Origin of the sequence: Pseudomonas sp. FSL W5-0299 (genome assembly GCF_005930655.1) — a bacterium.
Lineage (GTDB): Bacteria > Pseudomonadota > Gammaproteobacteria > Pseudomonadales > Pseudomonadaceae > Aquipseudomonas > Aquipseudomonas mandelii.
In genome coordinates this window covers 56606-72436 of sequence record NZ_RXHX01000012.1, presented here as the reverse complement: position 1 = coordinate 72436, position 15831 = coordinate 56606, and the positions used below count along the sequence as shown (strand labels likewise).

The 15831-nt window shown below is 60.7% G+C and carries 18 protein-coding genes; 12 read left to right on the top strand and 6 right to left on the bottom strand.

Features of this window, described 5'->3' with window-relative positions; translation table 11 throughout:
* Positions 1-15: 15 nt before the first annotated feature.
* The 8 genes from FHL16_RS16775 to FHL16_RS16740 all read left to right on the top strand — a co-directional run bounded on the left by FHL16_RS16775 (position 16) and on the right by FHL16_RS16740 (position 4779).
* Positions 16-345: a DUF6388 family protein gene (locus FHL16_RS16775; RefSeq protein ID WP_077748751.1), complete on the top strand. Its 330-nt coding sequence runs from the start codon at positions 16-18 to the stop codon at positions 343-345.
* A 35-nt stretch (positions 346-380) separates the two neighbouring features.
* Positions 381-1085: a YoaK family protein gene (locus tag FHL16_RS16770; RefSeq protein ID WP_042932182.1), complete on the top strand. Its 705-nt coding sequence runs from the start codon at positions 381-383 to the stop codon at positions 1083-1085.
* Positions 1086-1307: 222 nt separating this feature from the next.
* Positions 1308-1700 carry a sulfurtransferase complex subunit TusD gene (tusD, locus tag FHL16_RS16765; RefSeq protein ID WP_010458929.1) on the top strand — a complete coding sequence of 131 codons (393 nt, stop codon included), beginning with the start codon at positions 1308-1310 and terminating at the stop codon, positions 1698-1700.
* A gap of 1 nt (position 1701) precedes the next feature.
* Entirely contained in the window at positions 1702-2064 is a 363-nt protein-coding gene (tusC, locus tag FHL16_RS16760) for a sulfurtransferase complex subunit TusC (protein ID WP_077748749.1), read from the top strand.
* Positions 2064-2357, top strand: coding sequence for a sulfurtransferase complex subunit TusB (gene tusB / locus FHL16_RS16755; RefSeq protein ID WP_077748748.1), 294 nt, complete (start codon positions 2064-2066; stop codon positions 2355-2357). The genes tusC and tusB overlap by 1 nt, the downstream gene beginning before the upstream one ends.
* The gene (locus FHL16_RS16750) at positions 2354-2689 is read left to right on the top strand and encodes a TusE/DsrC/DsvC family sulfur relay protein (protein ID WP_010458921.1); all 336 of its coding nucleotides are present in this window, start codon (positions 2354-2356) and stop codon (positions 2687-2689) included. The genes tusB and FHL16_RS16750 overlap by 4 nt, the downstream gene beginning before the upstream one ends.
* The gene (locus FHL16_RS16745) at positions 2686-3687 is read left to right on the top strand and encodes a glycosyl transferase family protein (protein ID WP_010458919.1); all 1002 of its coding nucleotides are present in this window, start codon (positions 2686-2688) and stop codon (positions 3685-3687) included. The genes FHL16_RS16750 and FHL16_RS16745 overlap by 4 nt, the downstream gene beginning before the upstream one ends.
* 90 nt (positions 3688-3777) lie before the next feature.
* Positions 3778-4779, top strand: coding sequence for a glutathione S-transferase family protein (locus FHL16_RS16740; protein WP_077748747.1), 1002 nt, complete (start codon positions 3778-3780; stop codon positions 4777-4779).
* Positions 4780-4913: 134 nt separating this feature from the next.
* Here the strand turns inward: FHL16_RS16740 and cysG are convergent, their stop codons facing one another.
* The 6 genes from cysG to FHL16_RS16710 all read right to left on the bottom strand — a co-directional run bounded on the left by cysG (position 4914) and on the right by FHL16_RS16710 (position 12575).
* The gene (gene cysG / locus FHL16_RS16735) at positions 4914-6308 is read right to left on the bottom strand and encodes a siroheme synthase CysG (RefSeq protein ID WP_010458915.1); all 1395 of its coding nucleotides are present in this window, start codon (positions 6306-6308) and stop codon (positions 4914-4916) included.
* Entirely contained in the window at positions 6309-7589 is a 1281-nt protein-coding gene (gene serS / locus FHL16_RS16730) for a serine--tRNA ligase (RefSeq protein WP_010458913.1), read from the bottom strand. It abuts the gene before it with no gap.
* Between the two features lie 15 nt (positions 7590-7604).
* Positions 7605-7979, bottom strand: coding sequence for a fluoride efflux transporter CrcB (crcB, locus tag FHL16_RS16725; protein WP_010458911.1), 375 nt, complete (start codon positions 7977-7979; stop codon positions 7605-7607).
* Positions 7980-9302: a replication-associated recombination protein A gene (locus tag FHL16_RS16720; RefSeq protein WP_010458909.1), complete on the bottom strand. Its 1323-nt coding sequence runs from the start codon at positions 9300-9302 to the stop codon at positions 7980-7982. It abuts the gene before it with no gap.
* Between the two features lie 174 nt (positions 9303-9476).
* On the bottom strand, positions 9477-10100 hold the full coding sequence (gene lolA, locus FHL16_RS16715; RefSeq protein ID WP_007904916.1) for an outer membrane lipoprotein chaperone LolA: 624 nt from the start codon (positions 10098-10100) through the stop codon (positions 9477-9479).
* A 66-nt stretch (positions 10101-10166) separates the two neighbouring features.
* Positions 10167-12575, bottom strand: a complete 2409-nt coding sequence (locus FHL16_RS16710) for a DNA translocase FtsK (RefSeq protein ID WP_077748746.1) — start codon at positions 12573-12575, stop codon at positions 10167-10169.
* A 307-nt stretch (positions 12576-12882) separates the two neighbouring features.
* Between FHL16_RS16710 and trxB the strand changes: the two genes are divergently transcribed.
* The 4 genes from trxB to infA all read left to right on the top strand — a co-directional run bounded on the left by trxB (position 12883) and on the right by infA (position 15670).
* Entirely contained in the window at positions 12883-13842 is a 960-nt protein-coding gene (gene trxB / locus FHL16_RS16705; RefSeq protein WP_077748745.1) for a thioredoxin-disulfide reductase, read from the top strand.
* A 63-nt stretch (positions 13843-13905) separates the two neighbouring features.
* Entirely contained in the window at positions 13906-14586 is a 681-nt protein-coding gene (aat, locus tag FHL16_RS16700; RefSeq protein ID WP_010458902.1) for a leucyl/phenylalanyl-tRNA--protein transferase, read from the top strand.
* Between the two features lie 57 nt (positions 14587-14643).
* Positions 14644-15351, top strand: coding sequence for an arginyltransferase (locus FHL16_RS16695; protein WP_010458901.1), 708 nt, complete (start codon positions 14644-14646; stop codon positions 15349-15351).
* A 100-nt stretch (positions 15352-15451) separates the two neighbouring features.
* On the top strand, positions 15452-15670 hold the full coding sequence (gene infA / locus FHL16_RS16690) for a translation initiation factor IF-1 (protein ID WP_002553999.1): 219 nt from the start codon (positions 15452-15454) through the stop codon (positions 15668-15670).
* Positions 15671-15831 lie beyond the last annotated feature (161 nt).

Below are 15831 nucleotides of genomic sequence, written 5' to 3'. Positions count from 1 at the left end.
CCTCAAGGAGCGACCATGGCGGCAACCGAACAGCAACACGAGAAAGCGCTGAAGAAGTTTCTCGATGAGCGTCCTGAGCTGCGCAATGAGCTCGACAACCTCAACCCGCTGTTGGCCCAGGCCAAAGGCGAGACCGCGGCGCAATATCGTGACGAGCGCTTGCATGAGGCCTTCGAGGCCGAAGCCGAGCGCCTGGGTCTGTTTGCCTGGGAGCTGACATTGCAATTGACCGCCGTGACGCCTGAAGACTACGATTCTCAGCGTCTTGAAGTGCACAAGGAAGTGGCCGAGATGGCCGGTATGGACTGGCTGGAGTATTGCGAACTACATGGATTGATCAAGTGACCCTGATGGTCGCTGCCTGAGGACGACTTTCGCCGATGTTGCCATCCCTCTCGACTTCTCGCGCCAGCCCGGGCCATCTTCATATCCAGAAATGGCGCGGACGCATCGGCATGGTGCTGGTGGCCGCGCTCTCGGTGCTCGCCGGCATGACTGACGCCATCGGCTTCATGGCCAGCGGCGACTTTGTCTCCTTCATGAGCGGCAACACCACCCGCCTCGCCGTGGCCATCAGCGACGGCGATCTCGGGCTGACCCTGCGCCTGCTGATTCTCGTGACCACCTTCATTGTCGGCAACGCCTTGGGCATTGTCGTCAGCCGCCTCGGTGGCCGCCGGGCGCTGCCCTTGCTGCTGGGCATCGCAATGCTGCTCTGCGGCGCCGCGGCCTGGCCTTTTGACGAACAATTGCCGGCACTGCTGGCGACAATCATCGCCATGGGCATGCTCAACGCAGCGGTGGAGGAAGTGAACGGCTTGCCGGTCGGCCTCACTTACGTCACCGGCGCCCTGTCGCGCTTCGGGCGTGGGCTGGGGCGCTGGATGCTCGGTGAGCGGCGTAATGGCTGGCGGGTTCAGTTGATTCCCTGGACGGGGATGTTTGCCGGTGCCGTGCTCGGCGCGGTGCTGGAACACCACCTTGGGCTCAAGGCGTTGTTTGTCAGCGGGTTGCTGGCGGGCGCGATTGGATTGCTGTCGCTGAAGATTCCACGGCGATGGCAGTTGGGGTATATGCCGCGTTGAGCGGGTTATCACGTTCCGCATTGATGTCGCCTGACAGGCCGCTATCGCGAGCTGGCTCGCTCCCGCAGGGTTCTGTGGTGGATTTCAGTGTCATGCACCACCAAATACCTTGCAGGAGCGAGCCTGCTCGCGATGGCCGCGACTCGGTCTACGAGTAAACCCCCTTCGCCGCACTCGCGATAAAGCTTTATCATGACCGCAGTTTTGCTGATCGAGTCCGTCATGAAGTTCGCCATCGCGCTGTTTTCCGCCGCCCATGCGCCCTCCTCGCGCCGTGCCTTGCTGTTTGCCCAGGCAGCGCTGGCCGGCGGGCATGAGATTGTCCGGCTGTTTTTCTATCAGGACGGCGTCTACAACGCCTCCGGCAGCGTGGTCACGCCGCAGGATGAGCAGGACCTGCCCAAGCAATGGCGCGCCTTTGTCACCGAGCATCAGCTGGATGGCGTCGTGTGCATTGCCGCCGCCCTGCGCCGTGGCGTGTTGAACGCAGAGGAAGCCGGACGCTATCAGCGTGACGCCGTTGCCGTGGGCGCGCCGTGGGAATTGTCCGGCCTCGGCCAGTTGCATGACGCGGTGCAAGACGCTGACCGCCTGATTTGTTTCGGAGGCGCGTGAGATGGCTAAATCCTTGTTGATTATCAGCCGCCAGGCCCCGTGGTCCGGGCCGAACGCTCGGGAAGCGCTGGACATCGTGCTGGCTGGTGGCGCGTTCGACCTGCCGATTGGCTTGCTGTTTCTCGATGACGGGGTGTTCCAGCTCGCTGCGAAACAGGACGCCAAGGCCCTGCAACAAAAAGACCTGAGCGCCAACCTGCAAGCGTTGCCGATGTTCGGTGTGGAAGACCTGTATGTCTGTGGCCACAGCGCTGCCGAACGAGGTCTGGACCTCAACGGTCGGTCGCTTGAAGAAGCCCGGGTGCTGGCCACCCAGGAAATCACCGCACTTATTGACCGTTACGACCAGGTGATCACCCTCTGATGTCGACTTTGCATGTGTTGTCTCATTCCCCGTTCGGCGATGACCGCCTGACCAGTTGCCTGCGCGTGATCGGCACAAACGACGCGTTGCTGCTGACCGGCGACGCCGTCTATGCGTTGCAACCGGGCACCGCGCCGTTCAACGCGCTGAATGCCCGCCCGTTGAAACTGTTCGTACTGGCCGAAGACGCCCAGGCCCGTGCGTTGGCGGTTCCTGACGCGGCCAAAGCCATTGATTACCCCGCCTTCGTCGAGTTGTCGATTCACTACGACAAGGTGAACAGTTGGCTATGAATTCCCTGACAGTCGGCGCACGCGCCATCGAGTTGGACAAGGACGGTTTCCTGGTCGAACTGAGTGACTGGTCGAGCGAGGTGGCCAGCGCCCTCGCCGCCGCCGAAGACATCCAGTTGAGCCCGGAGCACTGGGAAATCCTCGAATTGCTCCGCAACTTCTACGCCGAATTCCAGCTATCCCCGGCCACCCGACCGCTGATCAAGTACACCGCGTTGAAGCTCGGCCCGGAAAAAGGCAACAGCCTGCACCTCAACCGACTGTTCAAAGGCACCCCTGCCAAACTCGCCGCGAAACTGGCGGGCCTGCCCAAACCGACGAATTGCTTATGACTGACTTTCCAGCGCTGACCCTCGAAACCCCCGCCGAACATCCGTTCGCCCAGTTCGTGCGAATCCTCGGCAAAGGCAAGCGCGGTGCCCGCGACCTGACCCGGGCCGAAGCGCGTGAAGCCATGGGCATGGTGCTCGACGACAAGGTCGAGGACACCCAGCTCGGCGCGTTCCTGATGCTGTTGCGGCACAAGGAAGAAAGCGCCGAGGAAATGGCCGGTTTCACCGAAGCCCTGCGCGAACGGTTGAACCCGCCAGCCCTGGCGGTGGACCTGGACTGGCCGACGTATGCCGGCAAGAAGCGTCACCTGCCGTGGTACCTGCTGGCGGCCAAATGCCTGGCGCAAAACGGCGTGCGCATCTTTATGCACGGCGCTGGCGCCCATACGGCCGGCCGGCTCTACAGCGAACAACTGCTGGAAGGGTTGAACATCCCGTTGTGCCGCGACTGGCAACAGGTCGGCTCGGCGCTCGATAACGGCGGCCTGGCGTTTATGCCGCTGGTGGATTGGGCACCGCAGTTGCAGCGCATGATCGACCTGCGCAACACCTTGGGCCTGCGCTCACCGATTCACTCCCTCACCCGCATTCTCAACCCGTTGGGTGCTCGCTGCGGCCTGCAAAGCATTTTCCACCCGGGTTACCAGGCGGTGCATCGCGATGCCAGCGGCTTGCTCGGCGACACCGCGATTGTGGTCAAGGGCGACGGTGGCGAAATCGAGATCAACCCGGATGCCGACAGCCACCTGTACGGCACCACCGGCGGCGAAAGCTGGGACGAGGAATGGCCGCAGTTGTCGAGTCAACGCCACGTCAAACCTGCCTCGCTCGATCCTGAACATTTGAAAGCCGTCTGGCGCGGTGACGTGGTCGACAGCTACCCGCAAATGGCCTTGATCTCGACCATGGCCCTCGCATTGCGTGGCCTCGGTCAGACCCGGGAACACGCCTTCGAAACGGCGCAGCAGTATTGGGACGCTCGGGACAGATCGATTTAACCGATCATAACCCTCGAACCTTTGCGCTATTTAATCGAACCTATATGAATAGACTCCTCTCCAACGCTTATCGGTTGAGGAGTCTTGAACATGGGTTTGTTAGTTGAAGGTCGCTGGCAGGACCAGTGGTACGAAAGCAGCAAGGACGGCGCGTTCCAGCGCGAACAGGCGCAACGTCGCAACTGGCTGACCGCCGACGGCAAGCCCGGCCCGACGGGCGTCGGTGGCTTTGCAGCCGAAGCTGGCCGCTATCACCTTTATGTATCCCTCGCCTGTCCGTGGGCGCATCGCACGCTGATCCTGCGCAAACTCAAAGGCCTCGAAAACCTGATCGACGTCTCGGTGGTCAGCTGGTTGATGTTGGAAAACGGCTGGACCTTCGACCAGAACCTGGGCTCGACCGGCGACAAACTCGATCATTTCAATTTCATGCACCAGCGCTACACCGCCGATACCGCCGACTACACCGGCCGCGTCACCGTGCCGGTGCTCTGGGACAAACAGCAAAACCGCATCGTCAACAATGAATCAGCGGAGATCATCCGCATGTTCAACGGCGCCTTCGATGACCTGACCGGCAATGACCTGGATTTCTACCCGCCCCCCCTGCGCGGCGAGATCGATGCGTTGAATGAGCGGATTTATCCGGCCGTGAACAACGGCGTTTATCGCGCAGGGTTTGCCACGTCACAGCAGGCGTATGAAGAAGCGTTTGATGATGTGTTTGCCGAACTGGATCGATTGGAGCAACTGCTGGGCGCCAACCGTTACCTGGCCGGCGAGTACCTGACCGAAGCGGATATTCGGCTGTTCACCACGCTGATTCGCTTTGATGCGGTGTATCACGGCCACTTCAAGTGCAACCTGCGGCGGATTGCCGATTATCCGAATCTGTCGAACTGGCTGCGGGAGATTTACCAATGGCCGGGCGTTGCCGAGACGGTGGATTTTCAGCACATCAAAAATCATTACTACGGCAGCCACAAGACCATCAACCCGACCGGGATTGTGCCGAAAGGGCCGGCGCAGGATTTCACAGCAACCCATGATCGGGCGCGGTTGAACGGGAAAGGGGTTTGGCGCAGGGCCTGAGGTTTGTGCCATTTTTGAGGCCCCCAATCGCTAGCAGGCTAGCTCCCACACTGGATTTGTGTCGTTCTCAAATCCCCTGTGGAAGCTAGCCTGCCAGCGATGGGCCGGGGTCGCGCTCGACCGGCTCGGTCCGATCAGACTTGCGCCTGAGCCCCTTCAAACCAGGCCAGTTTCTCGCGCAATTGCACCACTTCCCCAACGATCACCAGCGTCGGCGCATGCACTTCATGCTCCGCCACCAGTCGAGGAAGATCAGCCAGCGTGCCGGTAAATACCCGCTGATTGACCGTGGTGCCCTGCTGAATCAGCGCCGCTGGGGTGTCCGCCCCGCGACCGTGCTTGATCAGTTGCTCGCAGATGATCGGCAAGCCCACCAGCCCCATGTAAAACACCAGGGTTTGTGCCGGCGCAACCAGGTCGGCCCACGGCAAATCGGTGGAGCCGTCCTTCAAGTGCCCGGTGACAAATCGCACCGACTGCGCGTAATCGCGATGGGTCAGCGGAATCCCGGCATATGCCGCGCAACCGCTGGCGGCGGTGATACCCGGCACGACCTGGAACGGGATGCCATGGGCCGCCAGTTCTTCGATCTCTTCACCGCCACGACCGAAGATGAACGGATCACCGCCCTTCAATCGCACGACCCGCTTGCCTTGCTTGGCCAGGTCGACCAATTGCTGATTGATCTGGTCCTGCGGCACCGCGTGATCGGCGCGACGCTTGCCGACGTAGACCCGCTCGGCATCGCGACGGCACAGATCGAGAATCGCCGGGGCGACCAGGCGGTCGTAGAGCACCACATCGGCTTGCTGCATCAGGCGCAAGGCACGGAAGGTCAGCAAGTCAGGATCACCGGGGCCCGCGCCCACCAAATACACTTCACCGGTGGCGACCGGCGCTTCGCCATTGATCTTCGCCAGCATCAGGCGTTCGGCTTCAGCACCCTGCCCGGCCAGTTGCCGGTCGGCAATCGGGCCCTGGAACACATCCTCCCAGAATGCCCGACGCTGCTGCACGTCCGGGAACAGGCGTTTGACCTGGCTGCGAAAACGCGCCGCCAGACCGGCCAGTTGACCGTAGGTGGACGGAATCCAGGTTTCCAGTTTGGCGCGGATCAGCCGCGCCAGCACCGGCGCATCGCCGCCGCTGGACACCGCAATGATCAAGGGAGAACGGTCGACGATCGCCGGGAAGATCACGCTGCACAAAGCCGGCGCATCCACCACATTGACCGGCACGCAACGCCGATGGGAATCAGCGGAAACTTGCGCGTTCAGCGGTTCGTCATCGGTGGCGGCGATGACCAGCCCGCAACCGTCCAGGTCCGCTTCAACGTAGCCCCGTAACAGGCACTCGCCGCCGCTACCGACAACCAGCTCGCGCAGTTGCGGTTCGATTTCAGGTGCGACCACCCGCAGCAGCGCACCGGCTTCGGCCAGCAGGCGGGATTTGCGCAAGGCAATCTCCCCCCCACCAACGACCAACACACGACTGCCGCGAAGGTTATGGAACAGCGGCAGATAGTCCATTTAGCCGATGACCTCGAGGCCACCCATGTAAGGTTTCAGCACTTCAGGCACACGGATCGAACCGTCGGCTTGCTGGTAGTTTTCCAGCACCGCCACCAGGGTACGACCGACTGCCAGACCCGAACCGTTCAGGGTGTGAACCAGTTCAGGCTTGCCGGTTTCCGGGTTGCGGAAACGCGCTTGCATACGACGGGCCTGGAAGTCGCCGCAGTTGGAGCACGACGAAATCTCGCGGTACTTGTCCTGGCTCGGGATCCACACTTCCAGGTCGTAAGTCTTGACCGCGCTGAAACCCATGTCACCGGTGCACAGTGCAATCGTGCGATAAGGCAGTTCCAGCAGTTGCAGGACTTTCTCGGCGTTGGCCGTCAGACCTTCCAGCGCGTCCATCGAGGTCGACGGCTCAACGATCTGGACCATCTCGACCTTGTCGAACTGGTGCTGACGGATCATCCCGCGAGTATCGCGACCCGACGCACCGGCTTCGCTGCGGAAGCACGGCGTGTGGGCGACGAACTTGATCGGCAGCAGCTTCGAATCGACGATCTCGCCGGCGACGATGTTGGTCAGCGACACTTCAGCGGTCGGGATCAGGTACAGATCGGCTTCGCCTTCGCGGCTGATCTTGAACAGGTCTTCTTCGAACTTCGGCAGTTGACCGGTGCCTTGCAGCGCCGGGGCCTGGACCAGATAAGGCGTGTAAGCCTCTTCGTAACCGTGTTCGCTGGTGTGCAGGTTGATCATGAATTGCGCCAGGGCGCGATGCATACGGGCGATCGGGCCGCGCAACAGGGCGAAACGGGCGCCGGACAGCTTGGCGGCGGTTTCGAAGTCCAGCCAGCCGAACTTCTCGCCCAGGGCCACGTGGTCCTGGACCGGGAAATCGAACGCGGTCGGGGTACCCCAGCGGCGCACTTCGACGTTGCCGTCTTCGTCATCACCGATTGGCACGGATTCGTGCGGCAGGTTCGGGATGCCGAGCAGGATCGAATCCAGATCGGTCTGGATCCCGTCCAGCTCGACTTTACCGGCACTCAATTCGTTCGCCATACGCTCGACGTCGGCCATCAACGGCGCGATGTCTTCGCCGCGCTGCTTTGCCTGGCCGATGGATTTGGAGCGCGCGTTACGTTCAGCCTGCAGTGCTTCGGTGCGGGTCTGGACGGTCTTGCGCTGTTCTTCCAGCGCTTCGATGCGCGCAACATCCAGCGTGTAGCCACGGGATGCCAGGCGGTCCGCTACGTCCTGAAGGTTGCTACGTAACAGTTTGGAATCGAGCATGTCGGTCTCTCGTTATCAAAGTTTGGTCAAGGACAGGCCAGCCCAGGTGGCGAGCAGCCCGCCGAATACGCTGATGGCAGCATAGCCCAGGGCCAGCGGCATTTGCCCGGTTTCGAGCAGGCGCACCGTATCCAGTGAAAAGGATGAAAAAGTCGTCAGCCCCCCGAGGAAGCCGACCATCAACCCGGCGCGCACCTCGATCGGCACCTCCGGGCGTAGCAAAAACAGACCGTATAGAACGCCGATCAGCAAACAGCCGACGATATTAACGGCCAGCGTCGCGGTATAGAAGTGCCGCGGCCAATTAGCGTTGACCCAATTACCGGTGGCAAAGCGCAACAGAGTCCCGGCGACACCGCCAACGGAGACAGCAATGACCAATGGAATCACTTATTTTCTCCGCTGTCGGGGGCTTAGACGGTCAAGTTGTGCAAGGTGATTGAGCTTTTCGCCGATCTTCAGCTCCAGGCCGCGAGGCACGGGCTGATAGAACGGTTGCGGCTCGAGTTCTTCCGGGAAATAGTCTTCGCCAGCGGCATAGGCGTCCGGCTCATCGTGGGCATAACGGTATTCATCGCCGTAACCCAATTGCTTCATCAGCTTGGTCGGTGCGTTGCGCAAATGCAGCGGCACTTCCAGCGAACCGTGTTCGGTGGCGCTGCGCATGGCGGCCTTGAACCCCATGTACACCGCGTTGCTTTTCGGCGCGCAAGCCAGATAAGTGATGGCCTGGGCCACCGCCAACTCGCCTTCAGGGCTGCCGAGGCGCTCCTGCACTTCCCACGCCGCCAGGCACAGGCTCAGGGCACGCGGGTCAGCGTTGCCGATGTCTTCGCTGGCCATGCGCACCACGCGCCGGGCCAGGTACAGCGGATCGCAACCGCCGTCGATCATCCGCGCGAACCAGTACAACGCGCCGTCGGGATTGGAGCCGCGCACCGATTTATGCAGCGCAGAAATCTGGTCGTAAAACGCTTCGCCGCCCTTGTCGAAACGCCGGCGGGTATCGCCGAGCAGACTTTGCAGCAGATCGATGCCGATCTCGCTGTTGTCTTCTGCCAGGTCCGAGGCGTTTTCCAGCAGGTTCAGCAGCCGCCGGCCATCGCCATCGGCAGCCGACAGGAGCATCTGGAAGCCTTCATCGCTGAGGGTCAGCTGCCGCTTGCCCAGGCCACGCTCTTCGGTCAGCGCCCGATGCACCAGTTTGCGCAGGGCCGCTTCGTCGAGGCTTTTGAGCACGTAAACGCGTGCCCGGGAGAGCAACGCGTTGTTGAGTTCGAAGGAAGGGTTTTCCGTGGTTGCGCCGATGAAAATCAGCGTGCCGTCTTCAACGTATGGCAGGAATGCATCCTGCTGCGACTTGTTGAAGCGATGCACTTCATCGACGAACAGGATGGTGCGCTTGCCGTACTGGCCGGCCTGCTGCTTGGCGATTTCCACCGCCTGACGGATTTCCTTCACGCCAGCCAGTACCGCCGAGACCGTTTCAAAGTGCGCATCCGAGACTTCCGCGAGCAACCGCGCCAGGGTGGTTTTGCCCACGCCCGGCGGGCCCCAGAAAATCATCGAGTGCAGGGCACCCTGCTCCAGGGCTTCGCGCAAAGGCTTGCCGCGAGCCAGCAGGTGTTCCTGACCGACGTACTCGTCCAGATTGGCTGCGCGCAAGCGGGCGGCCAAGGGTTGAGCGATCGGGGCACTGCGAAACAGGTCCATCACGTGCGGTTGAAACCTCGCTTTATTACGCAGTTCTCAAGTCTGGCGAAATCCTGTGGTGAGGGAGCTTCCTCCCGCTGGACTGCGCAGCGGTCCCATTTCGGGGTGCGCTTCGCGTCCCAAGCGGGAGCAAGCTCCCTCGCCACACAAGCCAGCTCCAACAGGTTTTGCGTCTTACTCTTGAATGACGTCGGCCCCCTTGGGAATGTCGAACTTGAACTTGGACGCCGGGATCGGCTCGTTGGCCTTCACGCCGGTGAACAGGATATTGGTGCGCTGACCGACGCTGTCGATCAGTTGCATGTCATTGACCAGGCCATTGCGGAACGACAGGCGCAGGCTGTCGAACAGGGTGTCCTTGGTTTTAGGTTTCAAGGTGAAGTCGATCACGCCGCCGGCTTCCTTGGCGCTGATGTCAAAGCTCTGGCTGATCTTGGACACGTCGCCGGACAGCAGCAGCGCAGGTGTCTGGGTCAGGCGCTGGTCAAGGGTCTTGATGGTGACCTGTTCCAGGTCCGGGTCCCACAGGGACACCTTCTTGCCATCGGAAACCATCAATTGCTCTTGCGGTGCGTCGGTATGCCAGTAGAACAGGCCAGGACGCTGCAGGGACATTTGCCCGGCCGTTTCCTGCAACTGGGTGCCGCTGCCATCCAGCGTCAGCTGAGAGAAGCGCGCAGTCAGGGTCTGGGATTTTTCCAGCAGTTGGGTCAGACGCGCCACGTCCTTGTCATCGGCGTGGGCCGAGAGCGTGGTCAAAGCCAGTACCGGCAGCAACAGCATGCGGATAAGACGCATGGGAGTCCTCATAACATTCGTGGGAGTTCGGGTGGCGCATCACTGCGCCATCCTTTCAAAATCAAATCAGTCGCGTACCGGGCCAGGCGCCAGGACTTCACGCGAACCGTTGGTGTTCATGGACGTCACGACCCCGGCCATTTCCATGGCTTCGATCATGCGTGCGGCGCGGTTGTAGCCGATTTTCAGCTTGCGCTGAACCGCAGAGATGGACGCACGACGGCTTTCCAGGACGAACTGCACCGCTTCGTCGTAAAGCGCATCGGATTCACTGTCTTCGTCGCCACCGCCACTGCCACCGTCGAAACCGCTACCGGCCTCCTCAACACCGGCCAGGATCTCGTCGTTGTATTCCGGTGCACCGCGCAGTTTCCAGGCTTCAACCACCCGGTGAACCTCGTCATCGGACACGAACGCACCGTGAACACGGATCGGCAGGCTGGTGCCCGGCGGCATGTAGAGCATGTCACCGTGGCCCAGCAGTTGCTCGGCACCGCCCTGGTCGATGATCGTCCGGGAGTCGATCTTGCTCGACACCTGGAACGCCATGCGCGTCGGGATGTTGGCCTTGATCAGACCGGTGATCACGTCAACCGACGGACGCTGGGTCGCGAGGATCAAGTGGATACCGGCCGCCCGGGCCTTCTGAGCGATACGGGCGATCAGTTCTTCAACCTTCTTGCCGACGATCATCATCATGTCGGCGAATTCGTCGACGACCACGACGATGGTCGGCAGTTTGGTCAGCAGCGGCGCTTCGTCATGAATGCTTTCGCGTTTGTACAACGGATCGGTCAGCGGCGTGCCCGCGTCCTGAGCTTCCTTGACCTTGGCGTTGAAGCCCGACAGGTTTCGTACGCCCATCTTCGCCATCAGTTTGTAGCGACGCTCCATCTCCGCCACGCTCCAGCGCAAGGCGTTGGCCGCGTCCTTCATGTCGGTCACGACCGGGCACAGCAGGTGCGGAATGCCTTCGTAGATCGACAGCTCGAGCATTTTCGGGTCGATCATGATCAGCTTGGCGTCTTCCGGGCCGGACTTGAACAGGATCGACAGGATCATCGCGTTCACACCCACCGACTTACCGGAACCGGTCGTACCGGCCACCAACAAGTGCGGCATTTTCGCCAGGTCAGTGATGACCGGCTTGCCGCCGATGTCGTGGCCCAGGGCCAGGGTGACCGGCGACTTGAAGTTGTCGTACTCAGGGGTCGACAGCACTTCGGAGAAACGCACGATCTGGCGGTCCTCGTTGGGAATCTCGATACCGACGGTGGTCTTGCCCGGAATCACTTCCACCACACGAACGCTGGTCACGGCCAGGGATCGCGCCAAGTCTTTCGCCAGGTTGGAGATGCGGCTGACTTTGACGCCGGCGGCCGGCTGGATTTCGTAACGGGTAATGACCGGGCCCGGATGGATCGAATCCACCGAGACTTCGACGCCGAATTCCTTGAGCTTGATTTCCAGCAAGTGGCCGACGGCGGCCAGCGATTCTGGAGAGTAATTGAGTTGTTTCTTTTCGGCCGGGTCGAGAATCGAGATCGGCGGCAAGGTGCCTTCGACGGCGCTGTCAACGAACAACGGCGCCTGCTTCTCTTTCTCGACGCGCTTGCTCGGCGCTGCCGGCTTGGGCGGCGCAGGTGCGATGACAGGCGGCACCTGCTTCTCGCGGTCCGACATGTGCTTGCTCAGGGCCTGCTCACGCTCGATGAGGCGCTCCTTGACCTTGGCTTGCTCGCGTTTGTCCGTAACCGTCGGGGCGACCACGTCATGCACGCGATAATCGACTTCACGCAGCTGCGCCACCAGTTGTTTGCGCTCGACACGGGCGCTCCACCAGCGATTGGCCGCGCCCTGAAACAGTTCGAAAAGGTCGAGGGTGATCTTGCCGGTAACGTCCATCACCTTGAACCACGACAGGTCAGTGAACACCGTCAGGCCGAACAGGAACAGCGCGATGAACAAGAGCGTGCTGCCCTGGATGTTCAGCGCGTTCCTGGCCAGGTCGCCAAGACTTTCGCCCAACGCGCCGCCCGCACCGGCCGGCAGACCGGTCGCCGCATGGAAATGGATATGCGCGAGTGCCGCGCCCGACAGCACCAGAAACACCAGGCCGATCAGGCGCCAGGAGAACAGCCAGCCGCTCCACTGCCACTGTTCGTGGCGCTGACGGAAGATCTGATAGGCCTTGATCGCCAGCAACAACGGGAAGATGTAGGCGAAGTAACCCAGCACCATGAACAGGATATCGGCGCTGTAGGAGCCGACCGGCCCGCCGAAGTTCTGTACGTCGTCGATCTTGCTGTTATGGCTCCAGCCCGGATCGTCCTTGCCGTAGGTCAACAGGGCCATCATCAGGAACAGGCACAGGCCACCGATGGCGATCAATGCACCTTCCTTGAGCCGGTAGTGCAAGTGCTGGCGCCAGAGTGGAACGACGACTGTTTTGGGTGCTGCGGTGGATTTCTTCAAAACGCTTCTTTTCCTGCGCCCATGGCGCGTCCATCTGTTGAATGACTATAAAAAACTGCCCAATCCAGGCAGGTAAAAAAGTTAACACGCGCAACTGGGACTACTTTTAACATTGCACCCCGGTTTTTATAAACACGGTACGCACAGCTTATTTTGTTTCAATCACTGTTACAGACGGCATTGTACGGGTTTGTTCGCCCGATGCCATGCTTGAAGCCCTTCGGTGTAGCATAGCCAAAAGCACGTTACGCGCGTTTCAATTTGAGCATGCATTCTCTTTTGTGACAAAGGCTTATGAGGTGTTTTTATGAGCGAACCGAAGCATTCCCGCCTGATCATTCTGGGTTCCGGCCCTGCCGGATACAGCGCAGCCGTTTATGCCGCCCGCGCCAACCTCAAACCCGTTGTCATTACCGGCATACAGGCAGGTGGCCAGCTGACCACGACCGTCGAAGTCGATAACTGGCCCGGCGACGTTGAAGGCCTCACCGGCCCGGTGCTGATGGAACGCATGCAAAAACACGCCGAGCGCTTTGCCACCGAGATCGTCTACGACCACATCCACACCGCCAAGTTGCAACAACGCCCGTTCGAGCTCATCGGCGACAGCGGCACATACACCTGCGACGCGCTGATTATCGCGACCGGCGCCTCGGCGCAATATCTAGGGCTGCCTTCGGAAGAGGCGTTTGCCGGCCGAGGGGTTTCGGCCTGCGCCACGTGCGACGGATTTTTTTATCGCAACCAAGTGGTCGCGGTGGTCGGCGGCGGCAACACAGCGGTTGAAGAAGCACTGTACTTGTCGAACATCGCCAAGGAAGTCCACCTGATTCACCGGCGCGACAAGTTGCGCTCGGAGAAGATTCTCCAGGACAAACTCTTCGAAAAAGCCGCCAACGGCAATATCCGCCTGCACTGGAACCAGAATCTCGATGAAGTGCTGGGTGATGCCAGTGGCGTGACCGGCGCCCGCCTGCGCGACAGCCACACAGGCGAAACCCGTGAATTGCCACTGGCCGGCGTGTTCATCGCGATCGGCCACAAGCCCAACACTGACCTGTTCGAGGGCCAGTTGAAAATGCGCGACGGCTATCTGCTGGTCAAGGGCGGCAGCGATGGCGATGCCACAGCTACCGAGATCCCGGGCGTGTTCGCCGCCGGCGACGTGGCCGATCACGTCTACCGACAGGCCGTAACCTCCGCCGGGGCCGGCTGCATGGCCGCGCTGGACGCCGAGAAATACCTCGACGACATTCCCACCGTTTGACGGCACACTTCACGGCGGGCCGCCAGCCCGTCACCGCCCTCCCCTTCTGCAAGCCCGGATGCCATGCTGACTTGGTTACAACGCAACACCCTGACGTTCCCGCCGCTGGAAAAAGCCATGCGCGACCCCAACGGGTTGCTGGCCGCGGGTGGAGATCTGTCCGCCGATCGTCTGATTCAGGCTTATCGCCACGGCTGCTTTCCATGGTTCTCGGAAGGCCAGCCGATCCTTTGGTGGTCGCCGGATCCGCGCACCGTCTTATTTCCCGACGAACTGCATGTCTCGCGCAGCCTGAATAAATTGCTGCGCCAGCAACGCTATCAAGTGACCTTCGATCAGGACTTTGCCTCGGTGATCAGCGCCTGCGCCGCGCCTCGGGACTACGCCGACGGCACCTGGATCACTGACGCGATGCAGACGGCTTACCTCGAGCTGCATCGACGTGGCTACGCGCATTCCGTGGAGGTTTGGGATGATGGCGTGCTGGTCGGCGGGCTCTATGGCCTGGCGATGGGTCAGCTGTTTTTCGGCGAATCCATGTTCAGCCGCGCCGACAACGCCTCGAAATATGGCTTTGCCACGCTGGTGCGACATCTGAAAGACTCAGGTTTTGTGCTGATCGACTGCCAGATGCCGACCGACCATCTGCACAGCCTCGGCGCCCGAGCGATTCCTCGGCGCGATTTCGCCAACTTCCTCGCACAACATCTGGATCAACCCAGCCGTGCAACCTGGGTTTGCTGAGCGACTTTTGCCCGTGTGGCTTACACTTAATCCAAAGCTTATTCCCGAGGGTTGATCATGACCGAGTTGGCGCGTTTGAAGTTTTATGCCACTCAGCCCCACTCTTGCAGCTATCTGCCCGAGGAGCAGGCCACGACCCTGTTTCTCGACCCTAGCCAGCCCATGGATGTGCATGTCTACGCAGACCTGTCTGAAATGGGTTTTCGTCGCAGCGGCGATCATCTCTACCGGCCTCATTGCCAGAATTGCAATGCCTGCGTCCCGGCGCGCATCCCTGTGGCGCAATTTTCGCCCAACCGTCAGCAGAAACGCATTTTCAAACGTAACGCCGACCTGCAAGTGCGTCCGGCCCGGCCGAAATTCAGCGAAGAGTATTTCGATCTCTATCAGCGCTACATCGAACAGCGTCACGCCGATGGCGACATGTACCCGCCGAGTCGTGACCAGTTTTCGACGTTCCTGGTGCGCGACCTGCCATTCTCCCGATTCTACGAATTTCGTCTCGAAGGCCGGCTCCTGGCAGTGGCCGTGACCGACTTGCTGCCGAACGGTCTGTCGGCGGTCTACACCTTCTACGAGCCCGATGAAGAACGTCGCAGCCTGGGTCGCTACGCTATCCTCTGGCAAATCGGCGAGGCCCGGCGCCTTGGACTGGAAGCGGTCTACCTCGGCTACTGGATCAAAAACTGCAAAAAGATGAGCTACAAGACGCAATATCGACCTATCGAACTGCTGATTAATCAGCGCTGGGTCATCCTGAACTAGAACCCCTTGGCTTAAACCCCATTTTTCGGGCACAATGCACGCCGCTTTTGCCTGGCGCAGTTGCACCGGGCCATTCATTGGACACCGAGGGCTTTACTGCATGTCGAAAGAAGACAGCTTCGAAATGGAAGGCACTGTCGTCGACACCCTGCCCAACACCATGTTTCGTGTGGAGTTGGAAAATGGGCACGTCGTAACCGCGCATATCTCCGGCAAGATGCGCAAGAACTACATTCGTATTCTTACCGGTGACAAAGTGCGCGTCGAGCTGACGCCCTATGACTTGAGCAAAGGGCGTATCACTTACCGCGCTCGCTAATCAAGTCAATACAAAACGCCCGGTTTATGCCGGGCGTTTTTGTTTGTCTGCGATTTGATGGATCAACACCATCCCCCAGTGGGAGCGAGCCTGCTCCCACAGGACGAGGTGTCAGGCGTTCAAATTCGGCGAACAGCAAAAAGGCGCCTCTCGGCGCCTTT

Bases quoted from the DNA above. Each gene is read 5' to 3' on its own strand.
- FHL16_RS16775 (WP_077748751.1), top strand. From the start codon at position 16: ATGGCGGCAACCGAACAGCAACACGAGAAAGCGCTGAAGAAGTTTCTC.
- FHL16_RS16770 (WP_042932182.1), top strand. From the start codon at position 381: ATGTTGCCATCCCTCTCGACTTCTCGCGCCAGCCCGGGCCATCTTCAT.
- tusD (WP_010458929.1), top strand. From the start codon at position 1,308: ATGAAGTTCGCCATCGCGCTGTTTTCCGCCGCCCATGCGCCCTCCTCG.
- tusC (WP_077748749.1), top strand. From the start codon at position 1,702: ATGGCTAAATCCTTGTTGATTATCAGCCGCCAGGCCCCGTGGTCCGGG.
- tusB (WP_077748748.1), top strand. From the start codon at position 2,064: ATGTCGACTTTGCATGTGTTGTCTCATTCCCCGTTCGGCGATGACCGC.
- FHL16_RS16750 (WP_010458921.1), top strand. From the start codon at position 2,354: ATGAATTCCCTGACAGTCGGCGCACGCGCCATCGAGTTGGACAAGGAC.
- FHL16_RS16745 (WP_010458919.1), top strand. From the start codon at position 2,686: ATGACTGACTTTCCAGCGCTGACCCTCGAAACCCCCGCCGAACATCCG.
- FHL16_RS16740 (WP_077748747.1), top strand. From the start codon at position 3,778: ATGGGTTTGTTAGTTGAAGGTCGCTGGCAGGACCAGTGGTACGAAAGC.
- cysG (WP_010458915.1), bottom strand. From the start codon at position 6,308: ATGGACTATCTGCCGCTGTTCCATAACCTTCGCGGCAGTCGTGTGTTG.
- serS (WP_010458913.1), bottom strand. From the start codon at position 7,589: ATGCTCGATTCCAAACTGTTACGTAGCAACCTTCAGGACGTAGCGGAC.
- FHL16_RS16720 (WP_010458909.1), bottom strand. From the start codon at position 9,302: ATGGACCTGTTTCGCAGTGCCCCGATCGCTCAACCCTTGGCCGCCCGC.
- lolA (WP_007904916.1), bottom strand. From the start codon at position 10,100: ATGCGTCTTATCCGCATGCTGTTGCTGCCGGTACTGGCTTTGACCACG.
- trxB (WP_077748745.1), top strand. From the start codon at position 12,883: ATGAGCGAACCGAAGCATTCCCGCCTGATCATTCTGGGTTCCGGCCCT.
- aat (WP_010458902.1), top strand. From the start codon at position 13,906: ATGCTGACTTGGTTACAACGCAACACCCTGACGTTCCCGCCGCTGGAA.
- FHL16_RS16695 (WP_010458901.1), top strand. From the start codon at position 14,644: ATGACCGAGTTGGCGCGTTTGAAGTTTTATGCCACTCAGCCCCACTCT.
- infA (WP_002553999.1), top strand. From the start codon at position 15,452: ATGTCGAAAGAAGACAGCTTCGAAATGGAAGGCACTGTCGTCGACACC.